Origin of the sequence: Streptomyces sp. NPDC008139 (genome assembly GCF_042957025.1) — a bacterium.
Classification (GTDB): domain Bacteria; phylum Actinomycetota; class Actinomycetes; order Streptomycetales; family Streptomycetaceae; genus Actinacidiphila.
This window is the reverse complement of sequence record NZ_JBIBHM010000004.1, coordinates 473,693-491,261: the sequence shown is the minus strand read 5'-3', so window position 1 is coordinate 491,261 and position 17,569 is coordinate 473,693. Positions and strand designations below refer to the sequence as shown.

The following is a 17,569-nucleotide window of genomic DNA, read 5'->3' as shown; positions in this document are numbered from 1 at the left end:
CAGGACGAGGCCGCCCTGGAGCGGTCCGCACGAAGGGCGTTGGTGGTACGCGGCGGTTGGGAGGGCCACGCGCCGATCGCGATCACCGACCTCTTCCTGCCCTTCCTCAAGGACGAGGGCTTCACCGTCGAGACCGCGCAGTCGCTCGACGTCTACGCCGACCGGGAGCTGATGGCCGCCACCGACCTCGTCGTCCAGTGCTGGACGATGGGCGAGATCAGCGGCGAGCAGACCAGGGGCCTGGTCGAGGCGGTCAGGGCGGGCACCGGCTTCGCGGGCTGGCACGGCGGGATCGTCGACTCCTTCCGCGGCGACGTCGACTACCAGTTTCTGACTGGCGGTCAGTTCCTCATGCACCCGGCGGGTTTCCTCGACTACCGGGTCCATGTGCGCCCCGAGCGCGCCGAGCACCCGGTGATCGCCGGGATCGGCGACTTCGACGTGCACACCGAGCAGTACTGGCTGGCCACCGACCCCGACATCGACGTGCTCGCCACCACGACCTTCCCGCCGGACGGGGAGCGCGCGCACCCGGTCGTGATGCCCGCGGTGTGGACCAGGAGGCAGGGCGCGGGACGGGTGTTCGTGTCCGCCATCGGGCACAAGGCCGACGACTTCGACGTGCCCGAGGTGCGGGCGCTGACCGAGAGGGGACTGCTGTGGGCGAGCCGTTGAGGATCGGCATGGTCGGCGCGGGCAAGATCAGCGGCCAGTACCTGGACACCATCGCCGGGCTCGAAGGGCTGCGGCTGACCGCCGTCACCGACCTCGACCCCGACCGGGCCAAGGAGGCCGCCGAGCGCGCGGGCGCCGAAGTGGCTTCGAGCGTCGCGGAGTTGGTGGCGCGCGCCGACGTGGACGCCGTCCTGAACCTCACCGTCCCCGCCGTGCACGCCGAAGTGGCGCTGGCAGCGGTCGCCGCGGGCAAGCACGTCTACGGCGAGAAGCCGCTCGCCGCCACCCGCGAGGAGGCCGCCGCCGTGCTCGCCGCCGCGCGCGCCGCGGGCGTCCGGGTCGGCAGCGCGCCCGACACCGTACTCGGCACCGGCACCCAGACCGCCCGCAAGGCCGTGGACGACGGACTGATCGGCACGCCCGTCGCCGCGACCGCCTTCATGACCACCGCGGGACACGAAGCCTGGCACCCGGACCCGGAGTTCTACTACCGGGCCGGCGGCGGCCCGCTGCTCGACATGGGCCCGTACTACCTGTCCGCGCTGGTCCACCTGCTGGGCCCGGTCGTCAAGGTCACCGGGGCCGTCGCCACCCCGCGCGCCGAACGCGCCATCGGCAGCGGCCCGCGCGCCGGAGCGCGCTTCCCCGTCGAGGTCGACACCCACGTCACCGGCGTCCTCCAGCACGAAGGCGGCGCCCTCACCACGCTGATCATGAGCTTCGACATCCACGCCGCCCGGCTGCCGCGGATCGAGGTGTACGGCACCGAGGGCTCGCTGTCCGTCCCCGACCCCAACGGCTTCGACGGCCAGGTCGAGTTGTTCACCGACGGTACGTGGCAGCCGCTGCCGGTCTCGGCCGGATACCGCGGCGCGGGGCGCGGCACCGGCCTCGCGGACCTCGCCGCCGCCGTCGCCGCCGGACGACCGCACCTGGCGTCGGCCGAACTCGCCCAGCACGTACTGGACGTGATGCTGACACTGCTGGACGCCGCGCACGACGGGACGGCGCTGCCGGTCACCAGCGGCTGCGAGCGGCCGACGCGGGTGAATTCCGTGACACCGTAATTCCACCGAGGGCGGCAGGAAGAGCCACGGCTCTTCCTGCCGCCTTTTGCCGTTCCTGATGTCAGGCGAATTAACTGACGGCGGGCGCCCTTTTCGGTTCCAAATTAGCCTGACAATTTGATAGTTGCAGGTCACGACCTGCGAGAAGAAGGAATTCGCGCGAGGCGTTGACTTGATAACACACATGGTTTTACATGGCGGTCACTGGCTGGACAAGAAGGGCTGCCGATGCATGACCGGATGAAGTCCGGCGAAGAGCGCATAGCCGCATTCCTCGCCGAACGGCTGCGCCCCGCGCTCTACCCGCAGAAGCTGCCCATGGACATCGGCGCCTGGCACATCGCGGGCGAGCCCGTCCCCGCCGAGGTCGCGCTGCGCGCCGACTACGCGTCGTTCGCCGTCGGCGAGGCGTGGGGGCGCCCCTGGGCGACCACCTGGTTCAGCGTCCACGCCACCGTGCCGGAGCGCCGGTCGGCGGCATGTGGGTGGAGGCCGACACCGAACTGCCCGGCGGCGAGGCGCTGGTGCGCCAACTCGTGCACGGACGGCGGTTCTTCCGCGACGAGTTGGGCACCGAGACCGACGGCGTGTGGCTGCCCGGCGCCTCCGGCGCGTCCGCGGCCTTCCCGCAGCTCGCCGCGCTCGCGGGCGCCCGCTGGTTCCTCGGCCGCCGCCCGGAGCCCGGCCGTGGCTCCGCCCTGCCGCACCACACCTTCCGCCGGGAGGGCCTGGACGGCACGAGGCTCTTCGCGCACCTGGCTCCGGTCGGGACCGACGGCGAACGCGGAACCGAGGACCAGGCGCTGACCGGCGGCGACCTCGTACGGTCCGTGGACGACTTCGCCGACAAGGGCCACGCGACCCGCTCCCTGCTGCCCTTCGGACGCGACGACGGCGGCCCCGACTGGTCGATGCTGGAGCGCGCCCGGCGCCTGGCCGACCTCGACGGCGCGCCGCGCGTCACCCTCGGTGCCCCGGCCCGCTTCTTCCGCGACGCCCGGGCCGAGCATCCGGCCGCCCCCGTCTGGCGCGGCGAACTCGACCTCGCGCTGCACCTGGGCACGTACACCAGCCAGGCCCGGACCAAGCGCGGCAACCGGCGCAGCGAGGCGCTGCTGCACGAGGCCGAGCTGTGGTCGGCGACCGCCGCCGTACGGCACGGAATCCCGTACCCCTACGACGAGTTGGAGCGGCTGTGGAAGAAGGTGCTGCTCCAGCAGTGCCACGACATCCTGCCCGGCACGTCGATCGCCTGGGTGCACGAGGAGGCCGAGCAGACCCACCGGGACGTACGGCGCAGGCTGGAACGGTTGATCCGGCGGGCGGCGCGGTCCGCGAGGACGGCTTCCTCGGCATCGGCGTCGCGGTGCCGGGCCCGGTCGACATCGCCTCCGGTACGGTGCTCGGCCCGCCGCTGCTGTCGGCCTGGAACGACCTGCCGCTGCTCTACCTGCTCAAGGACCACTTCCCGTGCCCGGTGATCATCGAGAAGGACTCGCTGGCCGCGGCGGCGGGGGAGCGGTGGATCGGCCGCGACCGCAGGGCCCGCGACGGCGATGTCCCTCCACCACCACCCGCACCTTCGAGCGGCGCGCCACCACCACCGCCGGCCGCAACCACCGACCACGGAGCCGCGCGAGGCCGCCCGAGCGCGGGACGTGGCCCCCGCGACTTCGCGTACCTCTACCTCGGTACGGGCGTCGGCTCCGGGCTCTACCTCAACGGCGACCTCTACCGGGGCGTCAGCGCCAACGCCGGTGAATTCGGCCAGCTCTGCGCCATCGCGCTGGGCCGGGTGGACGCCGACGGGCGGCCCGAACTGCTGCCCGAGTGCAATCCGCCGGTCTCCGTGACCGACTTCGCGGTCCGCCGCGGCCTGCCCGCCGCCGACGCCGCCCGCGCCGGCACCGCCCCCTACCGGGAGGTCGGCCGGGCCGCGGCGGCCGGTGACCCGGCCGCGACGGCCGCGCTGCGCGAGGTGGCGGGCGCCGTCGGACGCGGCGCGCTCGGCCTGGTCGACCTGCTGGACATCGACCTCATCGTGCTCGGCGGCCCGTTCTTCACCGACGACGTCGCCGACTTCTACCTGGACGAGATCGGCCGCGCCGTCAACGAATTCCCCACCGCCCGCAGGCTGCGCCGGGTCGAGGTGGAGCGCTCGGTGCTGAGCGCCGAGGCCGCCGCCGTCGCGCGCCGCGTCGACCATCTTCCACGCCACGTTCACCCCGCGGCTGCGCGGGCGCGAACGGCCCTGACCGCGACCCGAGTCCGGACCGGCTCCGGGGTAAAAGCCGGCGAGCAGCCCGCTTCCAGCTTTTTGCAGTGAGAAGTCAAAAAATGCCGGTCCGATCGCGTTCTTTGTCTTGACGGTGCGTCAAAGATGGCAACACACTGCCCAACTGATGACGCGAGACCCGGACTTCCTTCGGACTTGCACCGAAGTCGGTACCGGCATCTGCTCGATGCTGCTCGATGACGACGGAGGCAGGATGGACGAGCGAAAGCGCCGACGCGCGGGACTGGCCGCGGTCTGCGCCATGGCGTGTGCGATCGGTTTGACGGCGGGCTTCGGCCCGAGCGCGGCCGCGAACACCCCACACGAGGCGGTCGCCGCCACCCCGGTCTACCTCGACACCCACTACTCCTTCCAGGAGCGGGCCGCCGACCTGGTGTCGAGGATGACCTTGCAGGAGAAGGTCCAGCAGCTCAGCACCAACAGCGGCGCCGCCATCCCCCGGCTGGGCGTCCAGCAGTACACGTACTGGAGCGAGGGCCAGCACGGCGTCAACACCCTCGGGGCCAATCAGAACAACGGCGGGGCGCAGGGCGGCGTCCACGCCACCAGCTTCCCGACCAACTTCGCCTCGTCCATGTCCTGGGACCCCGCGCTGCTCTACCAGGAGAGCACCGCGATCTCCGACGAGGTGCGCGGCTTCGTCGACAAGTCGCTCTTCGGCACCGGCCAGAACAACCTCGGCCCGTCCGCCGACGACTACGGCTCGCTGACCTTCTGGGCGCCGACGGTCAACCTCGACCGCGACCCGCGCTGGGGCAGGACCGACGAGGCGTTCGGCGAGGACCCGTACTTCGTCGGGCAGATGGCCGGCCAGTTCGTCGACGGCTACCAGGGCAACAACCCCGACGGCACCTCGAAGACCGGCTATCTGAAGGTCGCCTCCACCGCCAAGCACTACGCGCTCAACAACGTCGAGGACAACCGCACCGGCATCAGCTCCGACGTCAACGACACCGACCTGCGCGACTACTACACCGCGCAGTTCCGCTCGCTGATCGAGGACGCGCACGTGTCCGGGCTCATGACGTCGTACAACGCGATCAACGGCACCCCGTCGGTCTCCGACACCTACACCACCAGCCAACTCGCCCAGCGCACCTACGGGTTCAACGGCTACATCACCTCCGACTGCGGCGCGGTCAGCACCAACTGGCGGCAGTTCCCCGGCGGTCACGACTGGGCGCCGCCCGGCTGGACCACGGACCACAAGGACAACCCGACGTGGACCGAGACCGCCACCGGCACGACGATGTCCGGGCAGGCCGGCGGCCAGGCGTACGCGCTGCGGGCCGGTACCGACCTCAACTGCACGGGTGACGAGGCGACCACCGCCAACATCCAGGAGGCCATCGAGGCGGGCGCGCTCAGCGAGGGCGTGGTCGACACCGCCCTGGTGAAGGTCTTCACCATCCGCATGGAGACCGGCGAGTTCGACCCGGCGAGCGCGGTGTCGTACACGAACATCACCAAGGACCAGATCGAGAGCCCGGCCCACCAGGCGCTCGCCACCACGGTCGCCGACAACTCCCTGGTGCTGCTGAAGAACGACAAGCGGGCCTCGGGCGGCGGCAAACTGCTGCCCGTCGACCCCGCCACCACCAAGAAGGTCGTCGTCCTCGGCGATCTGGCCGACACCGCGACGCTCGGCCTGTACTCGGGCGACCCGACCTACCGGACCAGCCCGCTGCGCGGCATCCAGAACGAGATCCACGCGATCGACCCCACGGCGTCCGTGGTCTACGACGCGGCGGGCACCTCGTCCACCGGCACCGGCGCCGCGGTGCTCTCCGACAAGACCAAGGCCGACATCAAGGCCGCCGACCTCGTGGTGCTGTTCGTCGGCACCACCCAGGCCAACGGCGACGAGGGCAACGACCGCGACAACCTGAACATGCCCGGCAACTACCAGTCGCTGATCGACCAGACGTCGGCGCTCGGCACCGACAAGCTCGCCCTGGTCATCCAGTCCGACGGCCCGGTCGACATCCAGAAGGAGACCGCCGCCGGCTCACCGGTCTCCTCGATCGTCTTCAGCGGCTACAACGGCCAGTCGCAGGGCACCGCGCTCGCCCATGTGCTCTTCGGCGACGTCAACCCGTCAGGGCACCTCAACTTCACCTGGTACAAGGACGATTCACAGCTCCCCGACAAGCAGAACTACGGGCTGACCCCGAGCGCCACCGGCGGCCTCGGCCGTACGTACCAGTACTTCACCGGTGCCCCCACGTACCCCTTCGGCTACGGACTCAGTTACAGCTCCTTCTCCTTCACCTCGGTCAGCGCCAACAAGACGCAGATCACGCCGGACGGCACCGTGAAGATCGGCGTGGACGTCACCAACACCGGCAAGACGGCGGGCGCCACGGTCGCGCAACTCTATGCGGCGACCCCCTTCACCGTCCCCGGCGTGGAACTGCCCGCCAAGCGGCTGGCGGGCTTCGCCAAGACCAAGGTGCTGGGGCCCGGCAAGAGCCAGCACCTGACCATCACCGTCAAGGCCGCCGACCTGTCCTTCTGGGACGCCAAGAGCTCCCGGCAGACCGTCTACAACGGCACCTACGCGTTCCGGCTGGGCCCGGACTCCGCGCACCCGGCGGCCACCGCGAACGTGAGGATCAGCGGCACTTTGACCCCCAAGGTGCGCTACGTCACCGTGCAGCCCGAGAGCGTCGTCCACGACGCGGGCCAGACCTTCTCGCTCACCGGCAGGAACAAGTGGATCAAGGACGACACCAACCCGGCGAAGGAACAGCGCGACCTGTCCGTCACCGCGGACAACGTCGTGGAGGCCGTCAACAACGACCAGTCCTTCGTCGACCTGTCCACCGCCAAGGTCACGTACCGCAGCAGTGACCCGGCGGTCGCCACCGTCGACAAGAACGGCCTGGTGCACGCGGTGGCCGACGGCGTCGCCACCGTCTCGGCGACCGTGGGCGGCGTCACCGGCTCCACCCCGGTCGTGGTCCGCGGCACCCTCACGCTCAACGCGCTGCCGATCGCCAAGGCGGGCAGCACCCTGACCGCGACCACCACGTACACCAACGGCGCCGCGTCCGCGGTGCGGAACGTGTCGGTCACGCTCGCCACCCCGGCGGGCTGGACGGCCACGCCCACCAGCCCGGCGACCTTCGACACCGTCGGCGCGGGCCAGAAGGCCACCACCACCTGGCAGGTGACCGTCCCGGCCGGTGCGGACCCGGACAGCTTCACCCTGGACGCCACCGTCATCACCCCCTCCGGGGAGGAGAGCGCCCAGGCCCCGGTCACCGTGCCGTACGCGTCACTGACCGCCGCCTACAACAACTCCGGCATCAGCGAGGACGCCCACACCACGACCGGCAGCCTGGACGGCGAGGGCGCCAGCTTCTCGCTCCAGGCGCTGGCCGCCCTGGGCTGGCACGCGGGCCAGAACACCGACCACGACGGGGTGTCCTTCCCCTGGCCCGCCACCGCGGGCACCGGGGACCCCGACAACGCCGTGGCGGGCGGCCAGGCCGTCGAGATCACCGGCACCGGAACCAAGCTGGGCTTTGTCGGCACCAGCGCCTTCGGCGCCACTTCCGGCACCGGCACCATCGTCTACACCGACGGGACCACGCAGACCTACGCGCTGGCCCTGTCCGACTGGTGGGCCGGATCACCGTCGCAGGGCAGCGACTTCGCCGCCAGCACGCCCTATCTCAACAACGGCGGCGGACAGCAGCAGCAGACCGTGCACATCTCCGCGGCCACCGTGGACCTGCTGCCCGGCAAGACCGTCCAGGCGATCACCCTCCCGAACGTGAGCAAGACGCAGGTCGACCACCAGGTCGCCATGCACCTGTTCTCGATCGCGATCGGCGGCTGACACGCAGCGGCGCGCCGTCCCCCCGCTGCGGGGGACGGCGCGCCGAGCGCCGCCCGGCCGGCCAGCCTGTCAGGACCGGGCCCGCCGGGAGGGGCCGCAGGACGTCAGCGACGATCCCACACGTTCATGAGGATGAGCTGAACGCCGAGTCGAAGGAGGCCGCGGGCGGCTCGATCGCGGCCAGCGCCCGTACGTGCGCGAGCGCGGCGGGCGCGCCCGTCATCCGGTCCATCCCCGCGTCCTCCCACTCCACCGAGATCGGCCCCTCATAGCCGATGCTGTTGAGCATCCGGAAGACCGGCTCCCACGGCACGTCGCCGTGCCCGGTCGACACGAAGTCCCAGCCGCGCCGCGGGTCGCCCCACGGCAGATGCGAACCGAGCCGCCCGTTGCGGCCGTTGAACTGCTTGACCGACTCCTTGCAGTCCACGTGGTAGATACGGTCGCGGAAGTCGTACAGGAAGCCGACCGGGTCCAAGTCCTGCCACACGAAGTGGCTGGGGTCGAAGTTGAGCCCGAAGGCCGGGCGGTGGCCGATCGCCTCCAGGGTCCTCACGGTCGTCCAGTAGTCGTACGCGATCTCGCCCGGGTGCACCTCGTGCGCGTACCGGACCCCGACCTCGTCGAAGACGTCCAGGATCGGATTCCAGCGGTCGGCGAAGTCCGCGAATCCACGGTCGACCATCTCCTCCGGCACCGGCGGGAACATCGCCACCGTGTGCCAGATCGACGAACCGGTGAAGCCGACCACGGTGTCCACGCCGAAGGCCGCGGCGGCCCGCGCGGTGTTCTTGATCTCCTCCGCCGCCCGCTCCCGCACCCCCTCGGGCGAGCCGTCGCCCCAGATACGGGCGGGCAGGATGCCCCGGTGCCGCTCGTCGATCGGATGGTCGCAGACCGCCTGGCTGGTCAGATGGCAGGAGATGGTCCAGCTCTTGAGCCCGTGCTTGTCCAGGGTGTCGCGCAGCCGCGGCAGATACGCGTCGTCGCTGAGCGCCGCCTCCACGTCGAAGTGGTCACCCCAGCAGGCGATCTCCAGGCCGTCGTACCCCCACCGCGAGGCGAGCGCGCACACCTCGGTGAAGGGCAGGTCGGCGAACTGGCCGGTGAAGAGCGTGACGGGTCGGGCCATGTGCGTCCTCCAGCAGGGGTTCAGGAATGGGCGGCGGGCACCGGGATGTGCACGCCGAGGGCCGCGGCACTGGTCTCCACGGCCGCCAGCACCCGCTGCACCTGGAGCCCGTCGGCGAACGACGGCCGCGGATCCGTACCGCCCGCCACCGCCTCGGCGAAATCGCGCACCTGGTGCGTGAAGGAGTGCTCGTAGCCGATCAGATGGCCCGGCGGCCACCACGCGTCAAGGTAGGGGTGGGTGGGCTCGGTGACCAGGACGCGGCGGAAACCGGCGGTGTCCGGGTCCTCGGAACGGTCGTGGAAGGCCAGCTCGTTCATCGACTCGGCGTCGAAGGCGAGCGCGCCGCGCGAGCCGCTGACCTCGATCCGCATGGCGTTCTTGTGCCCGGTGGCGAAACGGGTCGCCTCGAACACGCCGATCGCGCCGCCGTCGAACCGCGCGGTGAACAGCGCCGCGTCGTCCACCGTGACCCGGCCGCGCTCGGAACCGCCTTTGCCCGACAGGCCGCTCGCCGACTCCGGCAGCGGCCGCTCGGTCACGAAGGTCTCCAGCAGCGCGCCGACCGAGCTGATCCGCTGACCCGTCAGATACTGCGCCGCGTCGATGCTGTGCGCGCCGAGATCGCCCAACGCCCCGGACCCGGCACGGTCCTTGCGCAGCCGCCAGGCCAGCGGGAACTCCGGGTCGACCAGCCAGTCCTGGAGGTACTGCGCCCGCACCTGGTGGATCGTGCCCAGCCTGCCCTCCTCGATCAGCCGCCGCGCCAGCACCAGCGCGGGCACCCGGCGGTAGTTGAAGGCCACCATCGAACGCACCCCGGCCTGCCGGGCCTTGTGCGCCGCGTCGACCATCGCCTCGGCCTCCCCCACCGAATTGGCCAGCGGCTTCTCGCACATCACGTGCTTGCCCGCCGCGAGCGCCGCCTCCGCTATCCGCGCGTGGCTGTCGCCCGGCGTGCAGATGTCCACCACGTCGATGTCCGGCCGCGCCACCAGCGCCCGCCAGTCCGTCTCGTACGACCCCCAGCCGTACCGCTCGGCGGCCGCCGCCGCCCGCTGGCTCGACCGGCCGCAGACGGCGGTGAGTTCGAGCCGCACCGGCAGGTCGAAGAAGCGGCCCGCGGTGCGCCAGGCGTGGGAGTGCGCCGCGCCCATGAAGGCATGGCCGACCATGCCGATCCGCAGCGCGGGGACCGGGGGTGGTGTCGTCGTCACGTACGTCCTCCTGGCGGAATGCCGCTCCTGGTACGGGCCGTGAATCGTTATTCATCCGGCATCGACTGAAACTCGCGGCGCCGGATAGAACAGTTCGCGAGTTTCTGCCTGAACTTCGGCATAAGTCAAGGCTCTTGACGTCGGTGACGGCAACAGGGCACCGTGCGGTTGCCGAGACGTCACACATCCGGGGGGCAGTGATCGACACTCCAGTCAATCTCCGCGAGGTCGGCAGGCTCCGGGTCCTTGAGGCCCTGCACACCACCGCACGCAGCAGCAGGCCCGAACTCGTCCGCGTCACCGGCCTGTCCAGGGCCACCGTCTCCTCGCTGATCGCCGACCTCATCACCGTCGGCCTGGTCACCGAGGACGAGGGCCCCGAGGAACCCGAGCCCCGCCGGACCGGACGGCCCGCCCAGTCCCTCTCGCTGGTCCCCAGCTCCGGCTACGCCATCGGCGCGGACATCGGTCACCAGCACGTACGCGTCATCCTCTGCGACCTGTTCGGCGCCGTCCTGTGGGAGCACTGGGTCGCCAAGGACGTGGACCGCGCCCCGCAGGAGACCCTCGACCTGGTCGCCGTCCTCGTCGGCCGGGCCCTCCAGGAGACCGGCGTCGCCCGCGAACGCGTCCTCGGCATCGGCGCCGGAATCGCCTCCCCGGTCGAGAAGGGCAGCGGCGCCCTCGGCGCCGAGGGCATCATGCCCGGCTGGGTCGGGCTGCGCCTCACCGACGAACTGCGCCACCGCACCTCGCTGCCGGTCCGCGTCACCAACGACGCCAACGCCGGCGCCCTCGCCGAGCGCATGTACGGCGCCGGACGGCAGGCGGGCGACATGGTCTACGTCCGGCTCTCCGCCGGTATCGGCGCGGGCATCGTCAGCGACGGCCGCCTCCTGCTCGGCTCACGGGGCCTCGCCGGGGAGATCGGCCATCTCCCGCTCATCACCGACGGCCTCATCTGCCGCTGCGGCAACCGCGGTTGCCTGGAGACCGTCGCCAGCCCCGTCGCCATCGCCCGCCTGCTGTCCGACAGTTGGGGCGAGACCGTCGCCCCCCGCGACCTCCCCGCCCTCATCCGCGACCGCAACACCGGCGCCCTGCGCGCCGTCCGCGACGCGGGAGACGCCGTCGGCCGCGCGCTCGCCACGCTCGTCACCCTCCTCAACCCGCGCCTGATCGTGGTCGGCGGCGACCTCGCCGCCGCGGGCGCCGACATCCTCGAACCCATGCGGGCCGGTGTCCGCCGCCACACCCTTCCCTCCGCCGCGGAGGGCCTGGAGATCGTCACCGGCGGCCTCGGGGACGGCGCCGAGGTCCGCGGGGCCGCCGGTCTCGTCCTCGCCGACGCCGCCTCACTGCTCGCCGGAGCGGCCTGACCGGAAAGCGGCCTGACCGGAATGCTGCCTGACCCGGAGCGGCCTGATCCGTACCGGCCGGATCCGCGTCGGGCCGCTCAGTCCGTGGTCTGCACGATCTGCCCGTCGCGCAGTTCCAGGACGCGGTCGGCCAGGGCGAGGAGCTGCGTGTCGTGGGTGGCGACGAGGGCGGTGACGGACTCGCTGCGGACGACCGCGCGCAGCAACTCCATGACGGCCAGGCCCGTGTCGGCGTCGAGCTGCCCGGTGGGCTCGTCGGCGATGAGCAGGACGGGGCGGTTGGCGAGGGCGCGGGCGATGGCCACGCGTTGCTGCTGGCCGCCGGAGAGTTCGCCGGGGCGCTGGGCGGCGTGGTCGGCGAGGCCGACGAGGGCCAGGAGGAGTTCGACGCGCTCCTCGCGCTCACGCGGCGGGGTCTTGCGCAGCCGCATGGGGACCCCCACGTTCTCGGCGGCGCTGAGGATGGGGAGCAGCCCGAAGGACTGGAAGACGAAGCCGATACGGTCCCGGCGCAGGGCGAGCAGTTCGTCGTCGCCGAGCGAGGCCAGATCGGTGCCGTCGAGCATGATCCGGCCGCCGTCGGGGCTGTCGAGACCGCCCACGAGGTTGAGGATGGTGGTCTTGCCCGAGCCCGAACGGCCCTTGAGCGCGACGAGTTCGCCGCGCGGGACGGAGAACGAGACACCGCGCAGGGCGTGCACGGCGGTGTCACCGCTGCCGTAGGTGCGGCGCAGATCCTCGACGACGACCATGTCCCCGGACGGCGGACCGTCCGCGACCGCCGTCCCCGCACGTCCCGTGGACCCCTCGCTCATGCGTCCTCCCCGTCCTGGCCGCATCCCCTGCCGGCCCCCGCCCGCGGCGCGCCGGCCACCGTACGGCCGTCGCGTATCCGTACGGTACGCGCAAACGCCGTGGCCCGGATCCGTGGGAACGGATCCGGGCCACGAGGGGCCACGAAGGCCGCGAACGGCGCGTACGCGGAGCGACGCCTCAGTGCAGCTCGGTGATCTCCGGGCCGCGGCGCAGCGGGTCGATGCCGTCGCCGAACTTCGACGGCTCGCCCTGCTCGGTCGGCGCGGCGCCGTCCGGCACCATCTGCGCGTCGTTCGGCAGCTTCAGCACGATCGGGTCGCGCGGCGCCATCGGGGTGTCGCCGCGCAGCACCACGGTGTCGCGGAAGACGGACTCCAGCACACCGGCGGCGGCGGGCTGCACCGCGCCCTGGCCGGAGATCACCCCGCGCAGGAACCAGCGCGGGCCGTCGCAGCCGATGAACCGCACGAGCTGCACGCCATTGGTGCCGTCGGGGAGCTGGACGGGCACCTGGGCCCGCAGCTCCCAGCCGAGGGGGCCCTCCAGCTCGTCGACGATGCCGCCCTGCTGGGTGATACCGGAGGCGATCTCCTCGCGGACCTCACCCCAGATGCCCTCGGACTTGGGGGCGGCGAACGCCTGGAGCTGCACGGCGCTGTCCCGCAGCACCACGGTCGCGGCGACGATGGACTCGCCCGCGACCTCGACCCGCAGCTCCATGCCCTCGACTCCGGGCACGAACAGTCCGCCGAGGTCGACGCGGCCCTCGCCGGGCTCACTGACCTCGCTCAGGTCCCACGGGCCGTCGGGCCTCGGGGCGGGCGGAAGGTTGTACCGGAGGGACTCACCGGAGTCGTCCGACTCCTCGGCGTCCTCGACCTGCTCGTCAGGGCCTGCGGCCTCGTCGAGCTCGCCGAGGTCGTCTTCGCGCTCCTTGCGACGACGGAACACGGTCACTGTCCTTCCCGGTCTGCAACGACCGATGCGAATCCGACTCTGGACGTGTCGGCCGACGGCGTCTCCACCGCGGCATGACCCCCCGTGGAGCCGAAGCCCCCCGCGGCCCTGGCAGAGCCGGGCAGCTCCGCCACCTCATGGAAACGGACCCGCTCGACCTGCTGGACGACCAGTTGGGCGATCCGGTCACCCTTTTCGAACCGCACGGTCTCGCGCGGATCGAGGTTGACGACGATCACCTTGATCTCTCCACGGTACCCGGCATCCACCGTTCCCGGGGCATTCACCAGGGCCACACCGCAGCGCGCTGCCAGCCCCGAGCGGGGATGCACGAAGGCCGCGTACCCGTCGGGCAGGGCGATCGACACCCCGGTGGGCAGGACCGCGCGCTCACCGGGCGCGAGGTCCGCCGCCAGCGTGGTGGTCAGGTCCGCGCCCGCGTCACCGGGATGCCCGTAGGACGGTACGGGCACGGACTCGTCGAGCCGGTGCAGCAGTACGTCCACCGGCTGTCGCTCTGTGCTCACGGGTTCACCTCGCTGACGAGGCGCAGCGGCTCACGGCTCACGGGTTCACCTCGAAGGCGCGGGCGACCTTCACCTGGTCGGGGTCCGACATCGCCGCGCGGATCTCCTCCGCGCGGCCGTTCTGCGTGAAGTGGTCGAGCTTGACCTCGACGAACAGCGCCTCCGCGCGGACCGCGACCGGCCCGTCGTGGCCGCCGATCCGGCCCTCGGCCGAGCTGTAGATCTTGCGTCCGGCGACCGCGGTGCAGCGCGCCGACAGATACAGCGTGGCGCCGACCGGGACCGGGAGCAGGAAGTCCGACTCCAGCCGTCCGGTGACGGCGATGGCGCGCAGCATCCAGTTGACCGAGCCCAGCGTCTCGTCCAGCGCGGTGACCAGGACCCCGCCGTGGGCGAGGCCCGGCGCGCCCTGGTGGGCGGGCTTGACGGTGAACTCGGCGGTGACGCTGACGCCCTCGCCCGCCCTCGCCGCCAGGTGCAGCCCGTGCGGCAGACCCTCACCGCAGCCGAAGCACTGGTCGTAGTGCGCCCCGAGCAGCTCGCCCGGCGCCGGGGCGTCCGGGTGCCGCGTGGGCGCGGTGGCGTCGGGCGGCGGCGTCAACGACGACCGTCCGTCGCTTCTGGGTGTGTTCGCTCCACTCACGCCCGAGACCCTACCCTTCCGCGGGATCCTTTCCCTGCCGGTGTCCGTTGGTCCCGGGGGAGCCGCCCGGCGGCCGGCGGAAACCGCCCCCTGTACCACCCTCGTACCGCCCCCGCAGTCCCCCCGTTGTCATCTGGTAGCACCGGAGCGCGCGCATGTCCCCAGGAGTAGGCCAGTCCGTCGTCGTCACCGGAGCCGGACGCGGCATCGGCCGTGCCATCACGCTGGAGCTGGCGCACTGCGGCTTCGACGTGATCGGCACGGTCCGCAACGACCGGGACGCGCGGGCCCTGCGCGCGGCGGTCGACCGTACGGGCGCGGCGGTGCGCACCGCGGTGCTCGACGTGGCCGACGCGACGTCCTGCGTCCGGGCGTTCACCGAGATCGCCACGATGACCGACGGCGGCCCGTGGGCGGTGGTCAACAACGCGGGGTTCGCGCAGCCGGGCGCAGTGGAGGACGTGGACGACGAGCAGGTACGGCGCCAGCTGGAGACCAATCTGGTGGCGCCCGCGCGGATCGCCCGCCTGGTGCTGCCCGCGATGCGGGACCGGCGGGCGGGCCGGATCGTCAACGTGTCGTCGATCGCCGGGCGGGTGTCGCTGCCGATGCTCGGCTGGTACTGCGCGAGCAAGCGCGGCCTGGAGTCGGTGACGGACGCGCTGCGGATGGAGACCGCGCCGTTCGGCGTGCAGGTCTCGCTGATCGAGCCGGGCTCCTACGGCACCGGCATCTGGGAGACCGGCGCCGGGCTGCTGCCCGACGAGCGGGCGTCGGCGTACCAGGAGCAGTACGCGGCGGCCGGGGAGGTGCTGCGCGGCAGCCGCGACCTGCCGGGGCCGCGCCCGGTGGCGCTCGCGGTGCGCAAGGCGCTGACCGCCCGGCACCCGCTGCCGCGCTATCTGGTGGGCGGCGGCGCCCGCTCGACCGCGGTGCTGGACGCGGTGGCGCCGACGGCGGCCTCCGACTGGGCGAAGCAGCTCGCCACCGGGCTGCGGCAGGCACCGCCGAGGGTCACCCGTGCGCTGGCGCGCCTCCGCGGCAGATAGCACAGGACCGCATGGCAGTCTGGTGCCATGCAGCCTTACGACGAACGTCTCACCGTGCCGCGCTCCTGGTGGTTCCTGGCCGCCGGGGTCGGTGTGGCGATGGCGCTGATCCTCTTCCCGTTCGGCCCGCTGCCGATGCTGGCCGGGCTCGCGGCCGGCGCGGCCGTCGCCATGATGGCGGTCAGCTCGTACGGGTCCGCGCGGATCCGCGTGGTGGCGGGCTCGCTGGTGGCGGGCAAGGCCAGGATCCCGCTGGCGGCACTGGGCGAGGCGACCGTCCTCGACGCGGCGGAGACGGTGGCCTGGCGCTCCCACAAGGCCGACCCGCGGGCGTACATGCTGCTGCGCTCGTACGTGCCGACGGCGCTGAAGGTCGACGTGACCGATCCGGACGACCCGACGCCGTACGTCTATCTGTCGACGCGTTCGCCGAAGCGGCTCGCGGAGGCGCTCAAAGCCGTGAAGGCGCCCCAGTAGGACCGGTCGGGCCGGACGGGTGCCGGGCTGCCCCCGCGGGGGCGCCCGCGGCCGGTCAGGGCTCGATGGCGGGCGGCTGCCACAGCGTGCCGGTCAGGGCCGCGTCGGCCGGTGCGCCGACGGCGGGCAGCTCGGGCCACGGGAGCTGCGCGGCGCGCAGGTCGTGGCGGATCCGCTGGGCGAGCTTGCGGGTGTCGCGGCGGTTCATCACCGCGCCGACGGCCGCGCCGATCATGAACGGCGTCAGCGTCGGCATATTGCGCAGAGTGCGGCGCAGCAGCCGCTGGCGCATCTCCCTCTTCATGCTGCTGCCCAGGGCCACGTTGACCGTGGAAAGTTTCAGCACATCGATACCGCGCTGTTCGGTCCAGGACCACAGATACGCGGTCGCGCGCTCCCGGGAGTTGCCCGGGACACGCAGTCCGTAGACCTCGTGCAGTTCCGCGATCAGTTTGAACTCGACCGCGGCGACGCCGAGCGTCTCGGCGGTCAGTTCGGCCGGCATCGCCGGCGGGGTGGGCAGCATCGCGGCGGCGCCCACACCGGCGCCGACGGTCATGGTGCCCTTCACCGCGGTGGCGATCAGCCGGTCCGCGATGTCCTCGGGGCCGAGACCGGGAAACTGCCCCCGCAGCGTCGCCAGGTCACGCACCGGGATGCGCGGGGCGACCTCGATCAGCCGCTCGGCGACCGAGCCCATGCCCGCCATCGCCTTCCTGCCGCCGTAGCGCGCCCCGCTGCGTATTCCGCGCGCCCCGCGCGCGGTCGTGGCCGCGAGCGAGGCCCTGCGGCCCCGCTCGTCGCCCTCTCGGCCTTCCACCCGGCCTACCGTCGGACCCTCCACCGGGCCTTGTGCCCGGTCCTGGTCCTGGTCCTGCGCCCGGCCGTCGTCGTCCGCCCGGCCGTCCCGCCGTGAGCCCGTCACCGCGCCCGCGGATCAGGCCGCGCAGTCGCGGCAGATCGGGTTGCCGTTCTTCTCCGCCGCGAGCTGGCTCCTGTGGTGGACCAGGAAGCAGCTCATGCAGGTGAACTCGTCGGCCTGCCTGGGCAGTACGCGAACCGACAGTTCCTCATTGGAGAGGTCGGCGCCCGGCAGCTCCAGGGACTCCGCCTGGTCGAACTCGTCGACGTCCACCGCGGAGGTGGACTTCTCGTTCCGCCGGGCCTTCAGTTCCTCGATGCTGTCCTCGTTGACGTCATCGTCGGTCTTGCGTGGGGTGTCGTAATCCGTAGCCATTTTTCGCTCTCCCCCTGTGGGTGTCTGCGGTGTCTCCAGCGCACGTAACGCGCGGGAGGCCGGACTTGTGCCCGACCCGAGGCGGAGATTTTGCCTCACATCAAGGCCTGTTACTCAATCGACACCCAAGGTCGCCCCCGAAGGGGTGATCGCACGGGTGGCCGATCGTCACTCGCGACAGTCTGAAAGTCGTACGTCGCGGGCGCCATCACGTGTACTTCCCGTGATCATGACCTGGGGAAACATGGAT

General features: G+C 72.0%; 15 protein-coding genes and 2 pseudogenes. 8 read left to right on the top strand and 9 right to left on the bottom strand.

Annotation, left to right across the window (positions count from 1 at the left end; all coding sequences use genetic code 11):
* Positions 1-15 precede the first annotated feature (15 nt).
* Positions 16-675, top strand: a complete 660-nt coding sequence (locus tag ACFZBB_RS11060) for a ThuA domain-containing protein (RefSeq protein WP_391120156.1) — start codon at positions 16-18, stop codon at positions 673-675.
* Positions 660-1,742 (top strand): Gfo/Idh/MocA family oxidoreductase, encoded by a 1,083-nt coding sequence (locus ACFZBB_RS11055; protein WP_391120030.1) that lies wholly within the window; start codon positions 660-662, stop codon positions 1,740-1,742. The genes ACFZBB_RS11060 and ACFZBB_RS11055 overlap by 16 nt, the downstream gene beginning before the upstream one ends.
* Positions 1,743-2,125: 383 nt before the next feature.
* Here ACFZBB_RS11055 and ACFZBB_RS11050 read toward each other — a convergent pair whose 3' ends face one another.
* Positions 2,126-2,284, bottom strand: coding sequence for a hypothetical protein (locus ACFZBB_RS11050; protein ID WP_391120161.1), 159 nt, complete (start codon positions 2,282-2,284; stop codon positions 2,126-2,128).
* Here ACFZBB_RS11050 and ACFZBB_RS11045 point away from each other — a divergent pair.
* The 3 genes and pseudogenes from ACFZBB_RS11045 to ACFZBB_RS11035 form a co-directional block, all read left to right on the top strand.
* A pseudogene (locus ACFZBB_RS11045) lies at positions 2,222-3,013 on the top strand (alpha-mannosidase); the annotation flags it as partial. The gene ACFZBB_RS11050 and the pseudogene ACFZBB_RS11045 overlap by 63 nt on opposite strands.
* A 41-nt stretch (positions 3,014-3,054) precedes the next feature.
* A pseudogene (locus ACFZBB_RS11040) lies at positions 3,055-3,997 on the top strand (ROK family protein); the annotation flags it as partial.
* Positions 3,998-4,231: 234 nt separating this feature from the next.
* A complete protein-coding gene (locus ACFZBB_RS11035) occupies positions 4,232-7,885 on the top strand; it encodes a glycoside hydrolase family 3 C-terminal domain-containing protein (RefSeq protein ID WP_391120028.1) in 3,654 nt (1,217 codons plus the stop codon).
* A 124-nt stretch (positions 7,886-8,009) separates the two neighbouring features.
* On the opposite strand, the gene ACFZBB_RS11030 is transcribed toward ACFZBB_RS11035, so the two are convergent.
* Both ACFZBB_RS11030 and ACFZBB_RS11025 read right to left on the bottom strand, forming a co-directional pair.
* A complete protein-coding gene (locus tag ACFZBB_RS11030; protein WP_355338442.1) occupies positions 8,010-9,017 on the bottom strand; it encodes a sugar phosphate isomerase/epimerase family protein in 1,008 nt (335 codons plus the stop codon).
* Between the two features lie 20 nt (positions 9,018-9,037).
* Complete coding sequence (locus ACFZBB_RS11025) at positions 9,038-10,192, bottom strand: Gfo/Idh/MocA family oxidoreductase (protein WP_391120154.1); 1,155 nt, start codon at positions 10,190-10,192, stop codon at positions 9,038-9,040.
* Between the two features lie 239 nt (positions 10,193-10,431).
* On the opposite strand from ACFZBB_RS11025, the gene ACFZBB_RS11020 reads away from it, so the two are divergent.
* Positions 10,432-11,613, top strand: a complete 1,182-nt coding sequence (locus tag ACFZBB_RS11020; protein WP_355338445.1) for an ROK family protein — start codon at positions 10,432-10,434, stop codon at positions 11,611-11,613.
* A 77-nt stretch (positions 11,614-11,690) separates the two neighbouring features.
* On the opposite strand, the gene ACFZBB_RS11015 is transcribed toward ACFZBB_RS11020, so the two are convergent.
* The 4 genes from ACFZBB_RS11015 to ACFZBB_RS11000 all read right to left on the bottom strand — a co-directional run bounded on the left by ACFZBB_RS11015 (position 11,691) and on the right by ACFZBB_RS11000 (position 14,556).
* Positions 11,691-12,428: an ATP-binding cassette domain-containing protein gene (locus ACFZBB_RS11015; RefSeq protein ID WP_391120025.1), complete on the bottom strand. Its 738-nt coding sequence runs from the start codon at positions 12,426-12,428 to the stop codon at positions 11,691-11,693.
* Positions 12,429-12,606: 178 nt separating this feature from the next.
* The gene (locus tag ACFZBB_RS11010; protein ID WP_391120023.1) at positions 12,607-13,380 is read right to left on the bottom strand and encodes a DUF3710 domain-containing protein; all 774 of its coding nucleotides are present in this window, start codon (positions 13,378-13,380) and stop codon (positions 12,607-12,609) included.
* Between the two features lie 2 nt (positions 13,381-13,382).
* A complete protein-coding gene (gene dut / locus ACFZBB_RS11005; protein WP_188282019.1) occupies positions 13,383-13,913 on the bottom strand; it encodes a dUTP diphosphatase in 531 nt (176 codons plus the stop codon).
* 37 nt (positions 13,914-13,950) lie between these two features.
* Positions 13,951-14,556, bottom strand: a complete 606-nt coding sequence (locus ACFZBB_RS11000; protein ID WP_391120019.1) for a hotdog domain-containing protein — start codon at positions 14,554-14,556, stop codon at positions 13,951-13,953.
* Positions 14,557-14,711: 155 nt separating this feature from the next.
* Here ACFZBB_RS11000 and ACFZBB_RS10995 point away from each other — a divergent pair, with 155 nt between their 5' ends.
* On the top strand, positions 14,712-15,605 hold the full coding sequence (locus ACFZBB_RS10995; RefSeq protein WP_391120017.1) for an SDR family NAD(P)-dependent oxidoreductase: 894 nt from the start codon (positions 14,712-14,714) through the stop codon (positions 15,603-15,605).
* Positions 15,606-15,632: 27 nt separating this feature from the next.
* On the top strand, positions 15,633-16,082 hold the full coding sequence (locus ACFZBB_RS10990; RefSeq protein WP_355338460.1) for a DUF3093 domain-containing protein: 450 nt from the start codon (positions 15,633-15,635) through the stop codon (positions 16,080-16,082).
* A 55-nt stretch (positions 16,083-16,137) separates the two neighbouring features.
* Here ACFZBB_RS10990 and ACFZBB_RS10985 read toward each other — a convergent pair whose 3' ends face one another.
* Both ACFZBB_RS10985 and ACFZBB_RS10980 read right to left on the bottom strand, forming a co-directional pair.
* Positions 16,138-16,902, bottom strand: coding sequence for a hypothetical protein (locus tag ACFZBB_RS10985; protein WP_391120015.1), 765 nt, complete (start codon positions 16,900-16,902; stop codon positions 16,138-16,140).
* A gap of 117 nt (positions 16,903-17,019) precedes the next feature.
* Positions 17,020-17,319 (bottom strand): DUF4193 domain-containing protein, encoded by a 300-nt coding sequence (locus ACFZBB_RS10980; RefSeq protein ID WP_103884889.1) that lies wholly within the window; start codon positions 17,317-17,319, stop codon positions 17,020-17,022.
* Between the last annotated feature and the right edge of the window lie 250 nt (positions 17,320-17,569).

Coding starts and splice junctions, on each gene's coding strand:
- ACFZBB_RS11035 (WP_391120028.1), top strand. CDS start 4,232: ATGGACGAGCGAAAGCGCCGACGCGCGGGACTGGCCGCGGTCTGCGCC.
- ACFZBB_RS11030 (WP_355338442.1), bottom strand. CDS start 9,017: ATGGCCCGACCCGTCACGCTCTTCACCGGCCAGTTCGCCGACCTGCCC.
- ACFZBB_RS11025 (WP_391120154.1), bottom strand. CDS start 10,192: ATGGTCGGCCATGCCTTCATGGGCGCGGCGCACTCCCACGCCTGGCGC.
- ACFZBB_RS11015 (WP_391120025.1), bottom strand. CDS start 12,428: ATGAGCGAGGGGTCCACGGGACGTGCGGGGACGGCGGTCGCGGACGGT.
- ACFZBB_RS10995 (WP_391120017.1), top strand. CDS start 14,712: ATGTCCCCAGGAGTAGGCCAGTCCGTCGTCGTCACCGGAGCCGGACGC.
- ACFZBB_RS10990 (WP_355338460.1), top strand. CDS start 15,633: ATGCAGCCTTACGACGAACGTCTCACCGTGCCGCGCTCCTGGTGGTTC.
- ACFZBB_RS10980 (WP_103884889.1), bottom strand. CDS start 17,319: ATGGCTACGGATTACGACACCCCACGCAAGACCGACGATGACGTCAAC.